Origin of the sequence: Streptomyces gelaticus (assembly GCF_014649535.1) — a bacterium.
Taxonomy (GTDB): Bacteria; Actinomycetota; Actinomycetes; order Streptomycetales; family Streptomycetaceae; genus Streptomyces; species Streptomyces gelaticus.
On the sequence record NZ_BMTF01000016.1, the window covers coordinates 94787 to 110235 of the forward strand.

Consider the following 15449-nt stretch of genomic DNA (forward strand, 5'->3'; position numbering starts at 1 on the left):
CGTTCACAGGATGATCACAGCGCCATCACGATCAGATCCCGTGCCCGACTTGATTGATCATCAAACCATTTTTCACTCATAGAGTGAGCAAAATCGAACACCCTGCTCATAGAGACGGACCGGACCATGCGTTCCACCGCCATACGCCGTACCGCTGTTGCCGCCACTGCGGTGTCCCTGGCCCTGTTTGCCACCGCATGCGGCGGCTCGGATTCCGGTTCCGGTGACAAGGGGGCGGACGCCAAGGCCAAGGAGTCCGCGGCCGCCGCGCCCGCGGCCAAGGCGCTGAGCGCCGCCGAGCTGGAGAAGGCCGCGCTGGCCCAGGGCGACGTCAAGGCGCACAAGATCTCCAAGGCCGCGGCCAAGGACACGATCTCCGTCGACGACATCAAGACCGACAAGGAGGTCTGTGCCCCGTTCGTCAACGCGCTGATGGGTGCGCAGGTCGGCGAGCCGGCCGCGTTCACCAAGCGCACAGTCGTCAGTGAGCCGAAGAAGGGCGACCTGGCGAAGCAGGACAGTGAGGACGTCGAGGAGGCGTTCAAGGCGGCGTTCGACGTCACGACGACGCAGCTGGCCCTCGGTTCGTACGACGGCAAGGGCGCGCAGGAGTCGGTGGCCGCGCTGCGCACCGCGGCCACCGAGTGCGCCGGCGGCTTCGGGTTCACGGCGGCCGGTGAGAAGCAGAAGGTCACCAAGATCACCGAGGAGCAGGTCAAGGGCGGCGAGGAGGCGGCAGCCTGGACCGTGCAGCTGGAACAGGAAGGGGAGAAGGTCGAGCTCAAGCTCGTGGCCATGCGCCAGGGCGCCTCGTTCGCCTCGTTCTCCTCGTTGAACATGGCCGTACTCGCCGGTGAAGTCGAGGACTTCGAGCTGCCGACCGCGGTGATCGAGGCGCAGGCCGCGAAGCTGGCGTAGCGGCGCGGGATGGACGAGTACGTGCTGCTCCACGCGTGAGTACTCGTACTCATGATCGATTTTTCGCGCTCCGTGCAGGCTGGGAGTATCAGTCGGCACGGAGGAGCGCTCATGTACGGGATCAGCAGAATCGGCCGGGCGGCGACTGCGAGGGGCGGGCGCCGCGCGAGCCGTTCCGCAGCGGGACTCGCCCTCGCCGCCGCGACCGTGGCGGTACTGACCACGGGCTGCTCGATGCAGGACGCCATCTGCAGCGGCGGCGAGTACCCGGTCATGACGATCGGGGGCACCGGATCGGCCTGCGTGTCCGACGACGAGGACCCGCCGAAGGGGTACGTCCGCTACCCGAAGGGCAAGGTCCCCGAGCACGTGGACGACAAGTGGGACATGTACTGGCGGACCCACAGCGTGGACAAGAACGGCAGGATCATCGAGGTCCCCGCCGGCTCCTAGTGGTGAGGCTGCTGCCAACTCCCGGGCAGTGTGAGGCCGCTGACGGCTCAGGGCAGCGGAACGAGCCTCACCACGGTGACGATCAGCACGGTCCCGGAGACGTAATAGAGCACGATCGCCCCGGCGACCGTCGCCTCGCGGCGGTCGCGTTCGCTCTTGACGGCCGACGACCCGTGTCCGTACGGGTCGAGGCCCAGGGTGCGTGCCATCTCGGCGCGGAAGGTCTCGCCGTCGCGCATCTTGGCCAGGGAGTCGTCGGCGGGCGGTGCGTAGGAGATGCGGTAGCTCAAGCGACGCTCCGCCTCTCGGCCTCGTCCTGTGCCAGCCGGTCCAGGATCTGCTCGGCCTCCGGATCGGGTACGGCCTCCAGCATCCAGTGCCGCATCACCGCCTGGATCTCGTGCACCCCCGCCTCGTTGATGGCGCGGTCGAACTCCTCGCGCCGCTCCTCGGGCAGGGTGGCCCGGATGGCCGGAATGCTGTTGGGCACGTCGACCTCGGCACCGCCGACAAAGGTTTTCAGGGGCTCGCCCATGGTTGCTCTCCCCGCTCTCCTTGCTCTCTTCGCACGGCCCGTCCGGTCGGCTCCGCCCGTGCGAGGGCCGGTACTCGGGTCACCGTAGCGCCGGCGCCGACGGTGGGCACGGAACCCACGCGATACGTTCGCCCCGTGACAGTGACATCATGGGACATATTGTTGATCGGTGGCGCCTCGGGCGTCGGGAAGAGCCGGGCGGCGGCCCAACTGGCCGGTGAATCGGACGAGTCGAAGGGGTTCGTGGTCGAGTTCGACGACGTCGTCAGCGCCGTCGAGGCCATGACGACGGCCGAACACCACCCCGCACTCCACCACTTCGACGGCATTCCCGACACGGCGCGGCTCACCGTCGACCAGGTGCTGGACCTTCAGATCGCCACCGCCAGGGCCCTCGAACCCGCGGTGCTGGGCGTGGTCCGCAACCGGCTGACCGTCGACGTCCCCGCCGTGATCGAGGGCGACTACCTCACCCCGGCCGCCGCGGCGGAAGCCATCCGCGAGGGACGGGCGGCCGGCCGCCGGGTGCGGGCGGTGTTCCTCCACGAACAGGACCCGGAACAGATCCTCGCCAACTACGCCGCCCGGGAGCCCGGCAGCGGCGAACAGCGGCACCGGGCACAGGTCAGCGCCGCGTACTCGCACTGGCTCGCCGACCAGGCGGCCCGGCACGGACTGCCGGTGGTCGAGTGCCGCCCCTGGACCGGCCTCGCGGGGCGTGTGGAGGGAGCGTTGGGGCAGGACGGGCCGGTGTTGTCACACCCCCGCCCTACGCTCGGGCCATGAGCGTTTCCCTCTACTACAGCGCCCGCCGGGCACAGCCGCTGACCGACACCGAATCGGCCGCCGTCGAGCGCGTGGTCGCCGAGCGCGCGAAGTCGTTCCCGTACGACGACGAGGAGGGCCTGTTCCTGTACGGCCCGGGTGACGAAGGCGACGAGGACGACGAGATCCTCGCCGGGTCCACCAAACTGCCGGGCGACCCCGGCCGGTGGCTGCCGGTGACAGCCCATGTGCTCGACTCCGTCACCGAGTTGCGCCGCGCCGTCGGGGGAGCGGACTGGCACGTCCACATGGACGACAGCGACGTCCCCTGGGACGAGAACGAGGGCTACGCCCTGCCGGGCATGCGGGACGCGGCACTCGCGGACGAGGTCGGCGGCCTGTGCGGCGACCCGGACGAACGGCTCGGGTGAGGGAAGCGAAGAAACCAGGAGCCCCCTGCCCGCGGGACAACCGCGTGCAGGGGGCTCGTCCGGAGCATCCGGCGCTGCTTACTTCTTCTTGCCCTGGTTCTTCACGGCCTCGATGGCGGCCTTCGCCGCTTCCGGGTCGAGGTACGTGCCGCCCGGCTTCACGGGGCGGAAGTCGGCGTCCAGCTCGTAGACGAGCGGGATGCCGGTCGGGATGTTCAGGCCCGCGATGTCGGCGTCGGAGATGCCGTCGAGGTGCTTGACCAGGGCCCGGAGGCTGTTGCCGTGGGCGGCGACCAGGACGGTCCGGCCGTCGAGGAGGTCCGGGACGATGCCGTCGTACCAGTACGGCAGCATGCGGGCGACGACGTCCTTGAGGCACTCGGTGCGCGGGCGCAGCTCCGGCGGGATCGTCGCGTAGCGCGGGTCGTCGCTCTGCGAGAACTCGGTGCCGTCCTCCAGGGCGGGCGGCGGGGTGTCGTAGGAGCGGCGCCAGAGCATGAACTGCTCCTCGCCGAACTCGGCGAGCGTCTGCGCCTTGTTCTTGCCCTGGAGGGCGCCGTAGTGGCGCTCGTTCAGCCGCCAGGTGCGGTGGACCGGGATCCAGTGGCGGTCCGCGGACTCCAGCGCGAGCTGCGCGGTGCGGATGGCGCGCTTCTGGAGGGAGGTGTGCAGGACATCGGGGAGCAGACCGGCGTCCTTGAGCAGCTCACCGCCGCGGACTGCCTCCTTCTCGCCCTTCTCCGTGAGGTTGACGTCCACCCAGCCGGTGAACAGGTTCTTCGCGTTCCATTCGCTCTCGCCGTGGCGGAGGAGGATCAGCTTGTACGGTGCGTCGGCCATGCGTCCGAGCGTAATCGAACCCGTCCGGGCGCCGCGCAGCTGGTCACAGGGCGGACGGGACGGCCACGGCGGGCGGCCGGGAGCGGGACGATTGACGGCAGGCGTCAATTGACTGGCGGACCGGAATCCAGGATTCGTAACGTTCGGACAGCAGCCGGGCCTCTTACCGGCGCTGCTCGTTCCGTACTTCCCCGGGGGGATTCCGTATGTCTGTCGCAGGTCTCAGACGGGCCGCGCGTGAATCGGTGTCCGGGCTCCCGAGGCAGTTCTGGTGGCTGTGGACCAGCACGCTGGTCAACCGCCTCGGCGGCTTCGTCGCCACGTTCATGGCGCTCTACCTGACCCTGGACCGGGGCTACTCGGCCTCGTACGCCGGACTGGTCGCCGCGCTGCACGGCCTCGGCGGGGTCGTCTCCTCGCTCGGGGCGGGCGTGATGACCGACCGGCTCGGCCGTCGGCCCACCATGCTCATCGCGCAGACGTCGACGGCCGCGTCCGTGGCGCTGCTCGGGTTCATGGTCCACCCGGTGGCGATCGCGGCGGTCGCCTTCCTCGTCGGCATGGCCAGCAACGCGTCGCGGCCCGCCGTGCAGGCGATGATGGCCGACATCGTCCGGCCCGAGGACCGGGTGCGGGCCTTCTCGCTCAACTACTGGGCCATCAACCTCGGCTTCGCCGTCTCGTCGGCAGGTGCCGGCTTCGTCGCCGAGTACAGCTATCTCGCCGGGTTCCTCGGCGAGGCCGCGATGACGCTGGCCTGCGCCGTCGTCGTCTTCATGAAGGTGCCCGAGACACGGCCGGAGAAGCCGGTGGTGGCCGGGCGCGCGGTCGACGACGGTGCTCAGGAGGTCCGGCTCTCCACCGTGCTGCGCGACGGGCGGTTCATGAGCGTCGTCGGGTTGTCCTTCGTCATCGCCCTGATCTTCCAGCAGGGGTACGTGGGGCTGCCGGTGGCGATGGGGGCGGACGGCTTCTCCAGCTCCGACTTCGGCACGGCGGTCGCCGTCAACGGGGTGCTGATCGTGGCGCTCCAAATCCCCGTCACCCGCTTCATCCAGCACCGCGACCCGCGTCGGCTGCTCGTCGTGTCGTCGCTGCTGGCGGGGTACGGGTTCGGGCTGACCGCGTTCGCCGGGTCGGTCGCGGTCTACGCGCTGACCATCTGCGTCTGGACGGTCGCCGAGATCGTCAACTCGCCGATCCAGAGCAGCCTGGTCGTCCGGCTGTCGCCGGCCCGCGGCCGTGGCCGCTACCAGGGCATGTACACGCTGTCGTGGTCCGCGGCCGCGCTGGTCGCGCCGCTGATGTCGGGCCAGGTGATCGACCGCTTCGGGGCGCAGTGGCTATGGGGCGCGTGCGCCGTCCTGGGGACCGGGGCCGCGCTGGGGTACTGGCTGCTGATGCGGAACCTTCCGGGCCGGGACGGGGCGGCGGAGACCGGCCGGGTCGCGGAGAGCGGCGCGGCGGAGTCTGTTTCCGCGGCCGAGGCCGCCGCCGAGCGGACGGCCTGAGAGCCGCGGCCCCGCACACGCCGCCCGTACCCGGCGGCGCCCCGCACGCGCCACCCGCACACAGTGGCGCCCCGCGCGAAGCTTTTCGTCTCCGCGCGGGGCGCACCCGGCACTTCGTGGCGGCCGGTCAGCCGCAGCAGCCACCGCACTGGCACGGGGCCCCGGACTGGCAGCCGCAGCCGCAGCCGGAGCCGCAGCCGCAGGCGCCGAGCAGGGTCAGGTGCACCACTTCGGCGGGTGCCTCCTGCTGGGGTTCGGTCGTGGGGGAATCGGCCATGGTTCCTCCTCAAGGTGTACGACAGGGCCGTACGTCACAGCGACGCGCGTACGACCGGGGCGTACGGACAAGGCGCGCCGCCCCACCCCATTGCATGCCCACCCCGGCGGGCGCATCAACGGCGCATGCGTGCAGAAACACGTGTGCGACCGGTGTGCCCATGTGCGCCTACGCGCCCTCCACCGATGTCTGCTGCTGGATCTCGTCGGCGTACTCGCCCGTCACCAGGTAGACGACCCGCTTGGCCACCGACACCGCGTGGTCCGCGAAGCGCTCGTAGTAGCGGCCGAGCAGGGTCACGTCGACGGCGGTCTCGATGCCGTGCTTCCAGCGGTCGTCCATCAGGTGCTGGAAGAGCGTGCGGTGCAGCAGGTCCATCTCGTCGTCGTCCTGCTCCAGCTGGAGCGCCAGATCGACGTCCTTGGTGATGATCACCTCGGCGGCCTTGGCCATCAGGCGCTGCGCCAGCTGCCCCATCTCCAGAATGGTGGCGTGCAGGTCGTGCGGCACCGCCGACTGCGGGAACCGGAGCCGGGCCAGCTTGGCGACGTGCTGGGCGAGGTCGCCCGAGCGCTCCAGGTCGGCGCTCATCCGCAGGGAGGTGACCACGATGCGCAGATCCGTCGCCACGGGCTGCTGACGCGCGAGCAGGGCGATGGCCCGCGCCTCCAGGTCGTGCTGAAGGTCGTCCACCTTCTGGTCGGCGGCGATCACGCTCTCCGCGAGCTTGAGATCGGCATCGAGCATGGACGTCGTCGCCCGGCCGATCGCCGACCCGACGAGACGGGCCATCTCGACCAGCCCTTCGCCGATCGAGTCGAGTTCCTCGTGGTACGCGTCACGCATGGAAGTCCCTCTCCAGTCCTCTGTGTAAGGCCGGGGCACGGTTCGAACCCCACGCTGCCACCCTGAGCGGCGTACGCGACGGCTTCCGGCCGCCCAAGTGAACCAGCTCTTGCCCCTCGGTGAACTCTGGGCGACGAGTGTTCGGATACGCACTCGGATGGCTGGGAGAGTCCTCTCGCACCCGCATAACCTTGACGTTATGGACGTGAACGCGGCAGTCGCCGCAGCTGCGGCGATCGGCGGTGCGTGTACCGGCGTGATCGCCATGCTCGCGTTCCGCTGGAGCGAGCGCGACCAGAAGAAGCCGACGCGGACCTCCATGCGGCCCGACAGCAACGCGCCCCTGCCGCCCGGGGTGGACACGGTCCTGTCCGTGCTCAGCTCCTCGGCGGTCGTGCTCGACGAGAGCGACAGCGTGGTCAAGGCCAGCTCGGCCGCCTATGCGCTGGGACTGGTCAGGGGTGGACGGCTCGCCGTCGAAGCGATGCTGAACATGGCCAGGGACACCCGGCGCGACGGTGAGATACGGCAGGGGGAGCTGGACCTCCCCCGGCGCGGTACGGGCCGCGGCGAGGCCCTCGCGGTCTCCGCCCGGGTCGCCCCGCTCGGCTCCCGGCTGGTGCTCCTGCTGGTCGAGGACCTCACCGAGGCCCGCAGGATAGAAGCGGTACGGCGCGACTTCGTCGCCAATGTCAGCCATGAGCTCAAGACCCCGGTCGGCGCGCTCTCGCTGCTCTCCGAGGCCGTGATGGACGCCTCCGACGACCCGGAGGCGGTGGAACGCTTCGCGGGCCGGATGCAGATCGAGGCGACCAGGCTGACCAACCTCGTACAGGAGATCATCGACCTCTCGCGGGTGCAGAACGACGACCCGCTGGAGGACTCCGAACCGGTCCGGGTGGACGAGCTGGTGGCCGAGGCCATCGACCGCTGCCGCCAGCAGGCCGGCTCGAAGCAGATCACCATGGCGGCGGGCGGCACCGCGGAGCTCCGGATCTGGGGCAACCGCGGCCAGCTCGCCGCGGCGCTCGGCAATCTCGTCGAGAACGCCGTCAACTACAGCCCCGCCCGCACCCGAGTGGGGATCGCCGCCAGGCGGTTGTCCCTGCCGGGCGGGGACCAGATCGAGATTGCCGTGACCGACCAGGGCATCGGCATCTCGGAGAAGGACCGCGAGCGGGTCTTCGAACGCTTCTACCGCGTCGACCCGGCCCGCTCACGGGCCACCGGTGGCACCGGCCTCGGCCTCGCCATCGTGAAACACGTGGCCGCCTCGCACGGCGGGGAGGTCACGGTCTGGAGCTCGGAGGGCCAGGGCTCCACCTTCACCCTGCGGCTGCCCGAAGCGGGCTCCGTACGGGAACGGGACCGCAGCTCGGGACCGCCCGTCGTCAACGGCGACGAGGGCCCCCATGGACCCGCTCACCCCGACACCCTTGAACCATTCCCTGCCCCGGAGGTCCTTCCGTGACCCGAGTGCTCGTCGTCGAGGATGAGGAATCCTTCAGCGACGCCCTGTCCTACATGCTCCGCAAGGAGGGCTTCGAGGTCGCCGTCGCGGCCACGGGCCCGGACGGGCTTGACGAGTTCGAGCGCAACGGCGCCGACCTCGTGCTGCTCGACCTGATGCTGCCGGGCCTGCCCGGCACGGAGGTCTGCCGTCAGCTGCGCAGCAGGTCCAATGTCCCCGTGATCATGGTCACGGCGAAGGACAGCGAGATCGACAAGGTCGTCGGCCTGGAAATAGGAGCCGACGACTACGTGACCAAGCCGTTCTCCTCGCGGGAGCTGGTCGCCCGTATCCGCGCGGTACTGCGCCGCCGCGGCGAGCCGGAGGAGGTCACGCCGGCCGCCCTGGAGGCGGGCCCGGTGCGGATGGACGTGGACCGTCACGTCGTCACGGTCGCCGGTGGCAAGGTCGACCTCCCGCTCAAGGAGTTCGACCTGCTGGAGATGCTGCTGCGCAACGCGGGCCGGGTCCTGACCCGCATGCAGCTGATCGACCGCGTGTGGGGCGCGGACTACGTGGGGGACACCAAGACCCTCGACGTCCACGTCAAGCGGCTGCGCGCCAAGATCGAGCCCGACCCGGGCGCTCCCCGCTTCCTGGTGACGGTGCGGGGCCTGGGGTACAAGTTCGAGCCGTAAACCCCCGGTACGCGAACGGCGGAGGGCGCCCCCCGAAACGGGAGGCGCCCTCCGCCGTGCGTTCGCGCATCAGCGTCTCACGCGCCCGCGTGTCGCTGTCCGCGTGCGGTCAGCGGGACTGCGCCGAGGCGGACGACTCGTCGCCCGGGGTGGCCTCGTTGTTCCCCGGCTCGCCCGCGGCGCCGGCCGGCTTACCGGAGGCGGAGTTGGTCGGCGTGGCCTCGGACGACTGCTGCGGAGCCACCGGCAGCGTGCTCGGGCCGAAGCCCGTGAAGTAGCTCTTCGCCGGGACGACGAACGCGGCGAGCGGGACCTCACCGGTCGAGCTGAACTTGAAGACGACGGACTGCACATTGCCCGCCTTGGCGGCCTCGCGGCTGTTCTCGATCACTGCGGCGGCGTTGCCCTTGCCGCCGAGGACCACCGAGCCGCCGGCCGGGACCACGACCGGCCCGGCACCCTTGGCCGCGTGCAGCTGCACCGAGGCGCTCGAACCCGGCAGCGTGACGGCTTCCAGGGTCTGCGGCTTCGTGCCGCTGTTGAACAGCGTCGCGGAGACGACGGCCGGGCCCTCGGCGGTGAGCTCGGGCTGGGTGATGACGTTCGCGTTCTGGATGCTGATGTCACCGATGCTGGTGGCAGCAGAGTCCGGCCTGACCTTGAGCGTCGCTGCGTCATTGCCAGCGCCGCACGCGGCGAGCGAGGCGATCGAGAACACGATGGCTGTGGCGGCGAGGGCGCCGTGTCGAAGGCTGCGGCTCACGGCGGCGGCAACTCCTTGAACGTTCGGACTGCGGACGGGAGGCGAGCGACGTAAAGCCGCCCTAAGGGTGTGTCAGCGGCCTTAGGCTACCGAGCCGCCCCGCCCGCCCCGCACCCGACCCGCCTCTAGGGCATCCCGATTGGATCAGGCCGGGCCCGCGGGCCCGGCAAAGGGCTGCGGGCCGCGCATGCCGAAACGGGTGACACATGCCGTTCACATATCACCGGTGATCAATTCATGGAGCGTGGCGCATTCCGTGCGCATAACCGATCACGCCGTGCCGTTGATCAATTCCATTGATCAACGGCAGTTACCTCCGTACGGGTGATCGATCTCCGAACGGAGCACGGAAAGTTCATCATCTGGAATCCGGCAAAACGGGACGTTCAGCCCCTTCGGGGCGCGGTCCGGATGTGTGGGACGTGTGTGTTTCGCCCTGCCTGCACAACCGCTCCGACCTGCGAATACCGTCCCCCGTGAGCCTTCCGCAGCACGTGCGTGTTGCTGTTGTCAAGCCCCGAGATATGCCCTGACCTGCGAAAACGCCATTCAGGAGAAGCAGTTCTCGTGTTACCCTTGATAGCCACGGAAGGGGTACCTGTCACATGACGTTCAAGGTTGGCGACACCGTGGTCTATCCCCATCACGGGGCCGCGCTGATCGAGGCTATCGAAACTCGCCAGATCAAAGGCGTGGACAAGACCTACTTGGTGCTCAAGGTCGCCCAGGGCGACTTGACGGTTCGTGTGCCGGCGGACAATGCGGAGTTCGTGGGTGTGCGCGATGTGGTCGGGCAGGAGGGGCTGGACCGGGTCTTCGAGGTGCTTCGCGCACCGTACGCCGAAGAGCCGACGAACTGGTCCCGGCGCTACAAGGCTAATCTCGAGAAGCTCGCCTCCGGCGATGTCATCAAGGTCGCCGAAGTGGTTCGCGACCTGTGGCGTCGTGAGCGCGAGCGTGGACTCTCCGCAGGTGAGAAGCGCATGCTCGCCAAGGCTCGCCAGATCCTGGTGAGCGAGCTCGCTCTCGCGGAGAACACGAACGAAGACAAGGCCGAGGCTCTGCTCGACGAGGTTCTCGCGTCCTGAACCGGCTCGTGCCGGTCGTAATCAATGTGCCGCGGTGCCCGCTGACAGCCGTATTCACGGTTTGTCGTCGGGCGCCGCGGCATGTCTGAATCAGGCCGCGGCGTGTCTCAATTCTGACGCGGCCTGTCCGGAATACGTCTCGACTCACCGATGCGTTGGCCTCATCGGTGATACCCCCGATACGTTGCTCGCGATCTTGTGTAGCCGATCCCGAGCGGCCGGTGCGGCTTGTCCGAATCGACCGGATGTCACGGAAAGGGCCCGGTCGAGTCACGGCTTGGCGCCCAGCTCGCTTGTGGCCATACCCATGTCGGCTGTGGAAACAAACATGCCGAACCTTCGGAGTGCAACCGATGTCTGATCAATCGCGTCCCCACCGCACCGCCGCCGTGATTCCCGCGGCCGGCCGCGGCGTACGGCTCGGTCCGGGTGCCCCCAAGGCGCTCCGCGCGCTGAGCGGGACGCCCATGCTCATCCACGCGGTCCGGGCCATGGCGGCGTCCCGTTCCGTCTCCCTGGTCGTCGTCGTAGCGCCGCCGGACGGCGCCGCCGAGGTCAAGAACCTGCTCGACGAACACGCCCTGCCCGAGCGCACCGACTACCTCGTCGTGCCCGGTGGCGACACCCGCCAGGAGTCCGTGCGGCTCGGCCTCGACGCGCTGCCGGAGGGCATCTCCGCGGTTCTCGTCCATGACGCGGCGCGCCCGCTGGTGCCGGTCGACACGGTGGACGCGGTGATCGAGGCGGTGCGCGACGGAGCGCCCGCCGTCGTCCCCGCGCTGCCGCTGGCCGACACCGTCAAGGAGGTCGAGCCCGGTGCGCCGGGGGAGCCGGAGCCGGTGCTCGGGACGCCCGTACGGGCCAGGCTGCGTGCCGTGCAGACCCCGCAGGGCTTCGACCGCGACACGCTCGTCCGGGCGCACGCCGCCGTCGCCGTCAGTGGCGAGGGCGCGACGGACGACGCGGGCATGGTGGAGCAGCTCGGGGCGCCCGTCGTGGTCGTCCCCGGACACGAAGAGGCGTTCAAGGTGACCCGGCCGCTGGATCTGGTGCTGGCCGAGGCGGTACTCGCACGCAGGAGGGCGAACGATGGCTTCTGAGGCTTCCGGGGTTTTTGGACGACCCGCTCCCGGGGAACGGACCGGGCCGGTGATCCCGCAGGTCGGGATCGGCACCGACATCCACGCCTTCGAAGAGGGCCGCGAGCTGTGGTGCGCGGGGCTGCTCTGGGAGGGCGAGGGACCCGGCCTGGCCGGGCACTCGGACGCCGATGTCGTCGCGCACGCCGCGTGCAACGCGCTCTTCTCGGCCGCCGGGCTCGGCGACCTCGGGCAGCACTTCGGCACCGGGCGGCCCGAGTGGTCCGGCGCCGCCGGTGTGACCCTGCTGACCGAGGCGGCGCGCATCGTGCGGGCCGAAGGCTTCGAGATCGGCAATGTCGCCGTCCAGGTCGTCGGCGTACGGCCGAAGATCGGCAAGCGGCGCGACGAGGCCCAGAAGGTGCTGTCGGCCGCCGTGGGGGCGCCCGTCTCGCTCTCCGCCGCCACCTCCGACGGGCTCGGCTTCACCGGACGGGGCGAGGGCCTTGCCGGGATCGCGACCGCGCTGGTCTACCGCACCGGCTGACCCGGCACGGCCCCGACCTGCCGCCCGCGGCCCGCGCCCGGCTGCCCCTCACGCGGTACGCCGCCCGCCTTGACCCTTCCGGTGGGCCGGACCGGGAAGCGGTAGCACGGGAACGGGGTTGGGGTACGGGTAGAGGCACCACCGATCCCCCCGGGAGGACGTACGCCATGACCGCCGCACTCTCCGAAGAGCTCCAGGCGCTCCTCGACAGCCCCGTCTTCGTCACCCTCGCCACCATCCAGCCGGACGGCAGCCCCCAGCTCTCCCCGGTCTGGGCCAAGCGCGACGGCGACGACGTGCTCATCTCGACGACGGTCGGCCGCCGCAAGGAGAAGAACCTGCGCCGCGACCCGCGGGTCACCGTCGTCGTGCAGCCCTTCGCCGCCCCGTACACCTACGCCGAGATCCGCGGCACCGCCGTCCTGACCACCGAGGGCGGCGAGGAGCTCATCGACGAGCTGTCCGTGAAGTACACCGGCAAGAAGTACGCGGAGTTCAACCCCGCCTCCGCCGACGACTCCCAGCGCGTGGTCGTCCGGATCACCCCGCGCAAGGTCGTCGGAAGCATCTGAGACGCCCCGCTGACGAAGACTCGTCCCCCGCGATCCCCCAAGGGGTCGCGGGGCACTGGTGCGCGCCCACTACCCTTGAGGCGTGACTATTCGCCTGTACGACACCAGCGCCCGGCAGATCCGTGACTTCGTACCGCTCACAGCGGGCTGTGTCTCGATCTACCTCTGTGGCGCGACCGTCCAGGCCGCCCCGCACATCGGGCACATCCGGTCCGGGCTGAACTTCGACATCATGCGCCGGTGGTTCGCGTACCGCGGCTACGACGTCACGTTCGTCCGGAACGTCACCGACATCGACGACAAGATCATCGCGAAGTCGGCCGAGCAGGGCCGCCCGTGGTGGGGGATCGGGTACGAGAACGAGCGGGCGTTCAACGCCGGCTACGACGCGCTCGGCTGCCTCCCGCCCACCTGCGAACCCCGTGCCACCGGCCATGTCCCCGAGATGATCGAGATGATGCGGGGCCTGATCGAGCGCGGCCACGCCTACGCGGCCGACGGCAACGTCTACTTCGACGTGCGCTCGTTCCCCGGCTACCTGGAGCTCTCCAACCAGGACCTGGACGATCTGCGCCAGCCGTCCGGCGAGGGCGAGACCGGCAAGCGCGACCAGCGCGACTTCGCGATGTGGAAGGCGACCAGGCCCGGCGAGCCCAGCTGGGAGACCCCGTGGGGCCGCGGCCGTCCCGGCTGGCACCTGGAGTGCTCCGCCATGGCGCACAAGTACCTCGGCGCCGCCTTCGACATCCACGGCGGCGGCATCGACCTGATCTTCCCGCACCACGAGAACGAGATCGCCCAGGCCAAGGCGTACGGCGACGAGTTCGCGAAGTACTGGGTGCACAACGGTTGGGTCACCATGTCCGGCGAGAAGATGTCGAAGTCGCTGGGCAACTCCGTGCTGGTCAGCGAGATGGTCAAGGTCTGGCGCCCGATCGTGCTGCGCTACTACCTCGGCACCCCGCACTACCGGTCGATGATCGAGTACAGCGAGGAGGCCCTGCGCGAGGCCGAGTCCGCCTTCGCGCGGATCGAGGGCTTCGTACAGCGCGTCACCGAGAAGGCGGGCGAGACGGTCGAGCCCGCCGCCGAGGTGCCGCCGGCCTTCGCCGAGGCGATGGACGACGACCTGGGCGTCCCGCAGGCGCTCGCGATCGTCCACACCACGGTCCGCCAGGGCAACTCCGCCTTGGCCGCCGACGACAAGGAAGCCGCCGTCGCCCGGCTCGCGGAGGTCCGCGCGATGCTCGGCGTCCTCGGCCTCGACCCGCTCGACGAGCACTGGGCGGGCGGGAGCGACCGCGGCGACGATCTGCACGGCGTCGTCGACACGCTCGTAAGCCTCGTGCTCGACCAGCGCCAGTCGGCCCGCGAGCGCAAGGACTGGCCCGCCGCCGACGCCATCCGCGACCAGCTCAACCAGTCCGGACTCGTCATCGAGGACAGCCCCACCGGACCGCGGTGGACACTCGGCCCGCGCCAGTAGTCCCCACCATGTGCCGCCCGGCGTTCCGGGCGGCACACTTCACTTACGTACGCATGTCTGAGAAGAAACGAAACAGGTAGGTCATGGCCGGGAACAGCCAGCGCAGGAACCGCCGCACGTCCAACAAGAAGGGCGCGCAGGTCGGCAGCGGTGGGCAGCGACGCCGTGGCCTCGAAGGCAAGGGCCCGACGCCGCCCGCCTCCGCCCGCAAGGGACACAAGAAGAACCGCATCGCCAACGCCCAGGCCAAGCAGGCCGCGGCCCGCCGCCCCGCCCCGCGGCGCGGCGGAGTCAAGGGCACGTCCGAGATGGTCGTCGGCCGCAACCCCGTCTACGAGGCCCTGCGCGACGGTGTCCCCGCGACGACCCTGTACGTCCAGCAGTACATCGACAACGACGAGCGGGTCCGCGACGCGCTCCAGCTCGCCGGTGCGCGCGGCAACATCAACCTGATGGAGGCCCCGCGCCCCGAACTGGACCGGATGACGAACGGCCTGAACCACCAGGGCCTCGTCCTCCAGGTCCCGCCGTACGAGTACGCGCACCCGGAGGACCTCACCGCCGCCGCCCACGACAACGGCGAGGACCCGCTGATCGTCGCCCTCGACGGTGTCACCGACCCGCGCAACCTGGGCGCGATCGTCCGCTCCGTCTCCGCCTTCGGCGGCCACGGCGTGGTCGTGCCCGAGCGGCGCGCGGCCGGGATGACGGCGGGCGCCTGGAAGTCCTCGGCCGGTACGGCGGCCCGTACGCCGGTCTCCCGGGTGACGAACCTGACCCGCGCCCTGGAGGGCTACCAGAAGGCCGGCCTCACGGTCGTCGGCCTCGCCGCCGACGGCGAGCACACCGTCGAGGACCTGGAGGAGCTCGCCGGGCCCGTCGTCATCGTCATCGGCAGCGAGGGCAAGGGCCTCGGCCGCCTCGTCGGCGAGACCTGCGACTACCGGGTCCGCATCTCGATGCCGGGCGGCGCGGAGTCGCTGAACGCGGGCGTCGCGGCCGGGATCGTCCTGTACGAGGTCGCGCGGCGCCGGGCCTGAAGTCCACCCGGCCGGGGGCGGCCGACCGGAGGCGCCCCCCGGCCGGACCCATTGACGGGTCTCGGACACATCGGGCCCGTCAAGGCAGTGTCCTAAACACACATCACTCGGTTAGATGAGTGTGGACACCAGAACGCCTCGGTTCGACGA

Annotated in this window: 19 protein-coding genes; 13 read left to right on the forward strand and 6 right to left on the reverse strand. The window is 70.1% G+C overall.

Annotation, left to right across the window (positions count from 1 at the left end; translation table 11 throughout):
* The first annotated feature begins 126 nt into the window (after nt 1–126).
* The gene (locus IE107_RS22495; protein ID WP_189545662.1) at nt 127–918 is read left to right on the forward strand and encodes a hypothetical protein; all 792 of its coding nucleotides are present in this window, start codon (nt 127–129) and stop codon (nt 916–918) included.
* 111 nt (nt 919–1029) lie between these two features.
* Nucleotides 1030–1371 (forward strand): SCO0607 family lipoprotein, encoded by a 342-nt coding sequence (locus IE107_RS22500; RefSeq protein WP_189545664.1) that lies wholly within the window; start codon nt 1030–1032, stop codon nt 1369–1371.
* Nucleotides 1372–1418: 47 nt separating this feature from the next.
* On the opposite strand, the gene IE107_RS22505 is transcribed toward IE107_RS22500, so the two are convergent.
* Both IE107_RS22505 and IE107_RS22510 read right to left on the reverse strand, forming a co-directional pair.
* Entirely contained in the window at nt 1419–1661 is a 243-nt protein-coding gene (locus IE107_RS22505; RefSeq protein ID WP_189545666.1) for a hypothetical protein, read from the reverse strand.
* The gene (locus IE107_RS22510; protein WP_189545668.1) at nt 1658–1906 is read right to left on the reverse strand and encodes a hypothetical protein; all 249 of its coding nucleotides are present in this window, start codon (nt 1904–1906) and stop codon (nt 1658–1660) included. Before IE107_RS22510 ends, IE107_RS22505 begins: the two co-directional genes overlap by 4 nt.
* A 135-nt stretch (nt 1907–2041) precedes the next feature.
* On the opposite strand from IE107_RS22510, the gene IE107_RS22515 reads away from it, so the two are divergent.
* Both IE107_RS22515 and IE107_RS22520 read left to right on the forward strand, forming a co-directional pair.
* Nucleotides 2042–2692, forward strand: coding sequence for an AAA family ATPase (locus IE107_RS22515; RefSeq protein ID WP_189545670.1), 651 nt, complete (start codon nt 2042–2044; stop codon nt 2690–2692).
* The gene (locus IE107_RS22520; protein ID WP_189545672.1) at nt 2689–3102 is read left to right on the forward strand and encodes a hypothetical protein; all 414 of its coding nucleotides are present in this window, start codon (nt 2689–2691) and stop codon (nt 3100–3102) included. Before IE107_RS22515 ends, IE107_RS22520 begins: the two co-directional genes overlap by 4 nt.
* 78 nt (nt 3103–3180) lie before the next feature.
* Here IE107_RS22520 and IE107_RS22525 read toward each other — a convergent pair whose 3' ends face one another.
* Nucleotides 3181–3942: a phosphoglyceromutase gene (locus IE107_RS22525; RefSeq protein WP_189545674.1), complete on the reverse strand. Its 762-nt coding sequence runs from the start codon at nt 3940–3942 to the stop codon at nt 3181–3183.
* A gap of 206 nt (nt 3943–4148) precedes the next feature.
* Between IE107_RS22525 and IE107_RS22530 the strand changes: the two genes are divergently transcribed.
* On the forward strand, nt 4149–5453 hold the full coding sequence (locus tag IE107_RS22530) for an MDR family MFS transporter (RefSeq protein WP_189545676.1): 1305 nt from the start codon (nt 4149–4151) through the stop codon (nt 5451–5453).
* A 127-nt stretch (nt 5454–5580) separates the two neighbouring features.
* Here the strand turns inward: IE107_RS22530 and IE107_RS22535 are convergent, their stop codons facing one another.
* Together IE107_RS22535 and phoU are read right to left on the reverse strand one after the other, a co-directional pair.
* Nucleotides 5581–5730 (reverse strand): hypothetical protein, encoded by a 150-nt coding sequence (locus tag IE107_RS22535; protein ID WP_189545678.1) that lies wholly within the window; start codon nt 5728–5730, stop codon nt 5581–5583.
* Nucleotides 5731–5898: 168 nt separating this feature from the next.
* Nucleotides 5899–6576: a phosphate signaling complex protein PhoU gene (gene phoU / locus IE107_RS22540; protein ID WP_189545680.1), complete on the reverse strand. Its 678-nt coding sequence runs from the start codon at nt 6574–6576 to the stop codon at nt 5899–5901.
* Nucleotides 6577–6775: 199 nt separating this feature from the next.
* Between phoU and phoR the strand changes: the two genes are divergently transcribed.
* Nucleotides 6776–8047: a two-component system sensor histidine kinase PhoR gene (gene phoR / locus IE107_RS22545; RefSeq protein ID WP_189545682.1), complete on the forward strand. Its 1272-nt coding sequence runs from the start codon at nt 6776–6778 to the stop codon at nt 8045–8047.
* A 5-nt stretch (nt 8048–8052) separates the two neighbouring features.
* Nucleotides 8053–8724 carry a two-component system response regulator PhoP gene (gene phoP / locus IE107_RS22550; protein ID WP_502974410.1) on the forward strand — a complete coding sequence of 224 codons (672 nt, stop codon included), beginning with the start codon at nt 8053–8055 and terminating at the stop codon, nt 8722–8724.
* A 109-nt stretch (nt 8725–8833) separates the two neighbouring features.
* Here the strand turns inward: phoP and IE107_RS22555 are convergent, their stop codons facing one another.
* On the reverse strand, nt 8834–9487 hold the full coding sequence (locus IE107_RS22555) for a copper chaperone PCu(A)C domain-containing protein (protein WP_189545684.1): 654 nt from the start codon (nt 9485–9487) through the stop codon (nt 8834–8836).
* 605 nt (nt 9488–10092) lie between these two features.
* On the opposite strand from IE107_RS22555, the gene IE107_RS22560 reads away from it, so the two are divergent.
* The 6 genes from IE107_RS22560 to rlmB all read left to right on the forward strand — a co-directional run bounded on the left by IE107_RS22560 (nt 10093) and on the right by rlmB (nt 15299).
* Nucleotides 10093–10575 carry a CarD family transcriptional regulator gene (locus tag IE107_RS22560; RefSeq protein ID WP_006380568.1) on the forward strand — a complete coding sequence of 161 codons (483 nt, stop codon included), beginning with the start codon at nt 10093–10095 and terminating at the stop codon, nt 10573–10575.
* Between the two features lie 353 nt (nt 10576–10928).
* Nucleotides 10929–11675 carry a 2-C-methyl-D-erythritol 4-phosphate cytidylyltransferase gene (gene ispD / locus IE107_RS22565; RefSeq protein ID WP_189545686.1) on the forward strand — a complete coding sequence of 249 codons (747 nt, stop codon included), beginning with the start codon at nt 10929–10931 and terminating at the stop codon, nt 11673–11675.
* On the forward strand, nt 11665–12201 hold the full coding sequence (ispF, locus tag IE107_RS22570; protein ID WP_189545688.1) for a 2-C-methyl-D-erythritol 2,4-cyclodiphosphate synthase: 537 nt from the start codon (nt 11665–11667) through the stop codon (nt 12199–12201). Before ispD ends, ispF begins: the two co-directional genes overlap by 11 nt.
* Nucleotides 12202–12368: 167 nt before the next feature.
* On the forward strand, nt 12369–12773 hold the full coding sequence (locus IE107_RS22575) for a PPOX class F420-dependent oxidoreductase (RefSeq protein ID WP_189545690.1): 405 nt from the start codon (nt 12369–12371) through the stop codon (nt 12771–12773).
* 82 nt (nt 12774–12855) lie between these two features.
* A complete protein-coding gene (cysS, locus tag IE107_RS22580) occupies nt 12856–14259 on the forward strand; it encodes a cysteine--tRNA ligase (protein ID WP_189545692.1) in 1404 nt (467 codons plus the stop codon).
* A gap of 83 nt (nt 14260–14342) precedes the next feature.
* Nucleotides 14343–15299 (forward strand): 23S rRNA (guanosine(2251)-2'-O)-methyltransferase RlmB, encoded by a 957-nt coding sequence (gene rlmB, locus IE107_RS22585; RefSeq protein WP_189545694.1) that lies wholly within the window; start codon nt 14343–14345, stop codon nt 15297–15299.
* Nucleotides 15300–15449 lie beyond the last annotated feature (150 nt).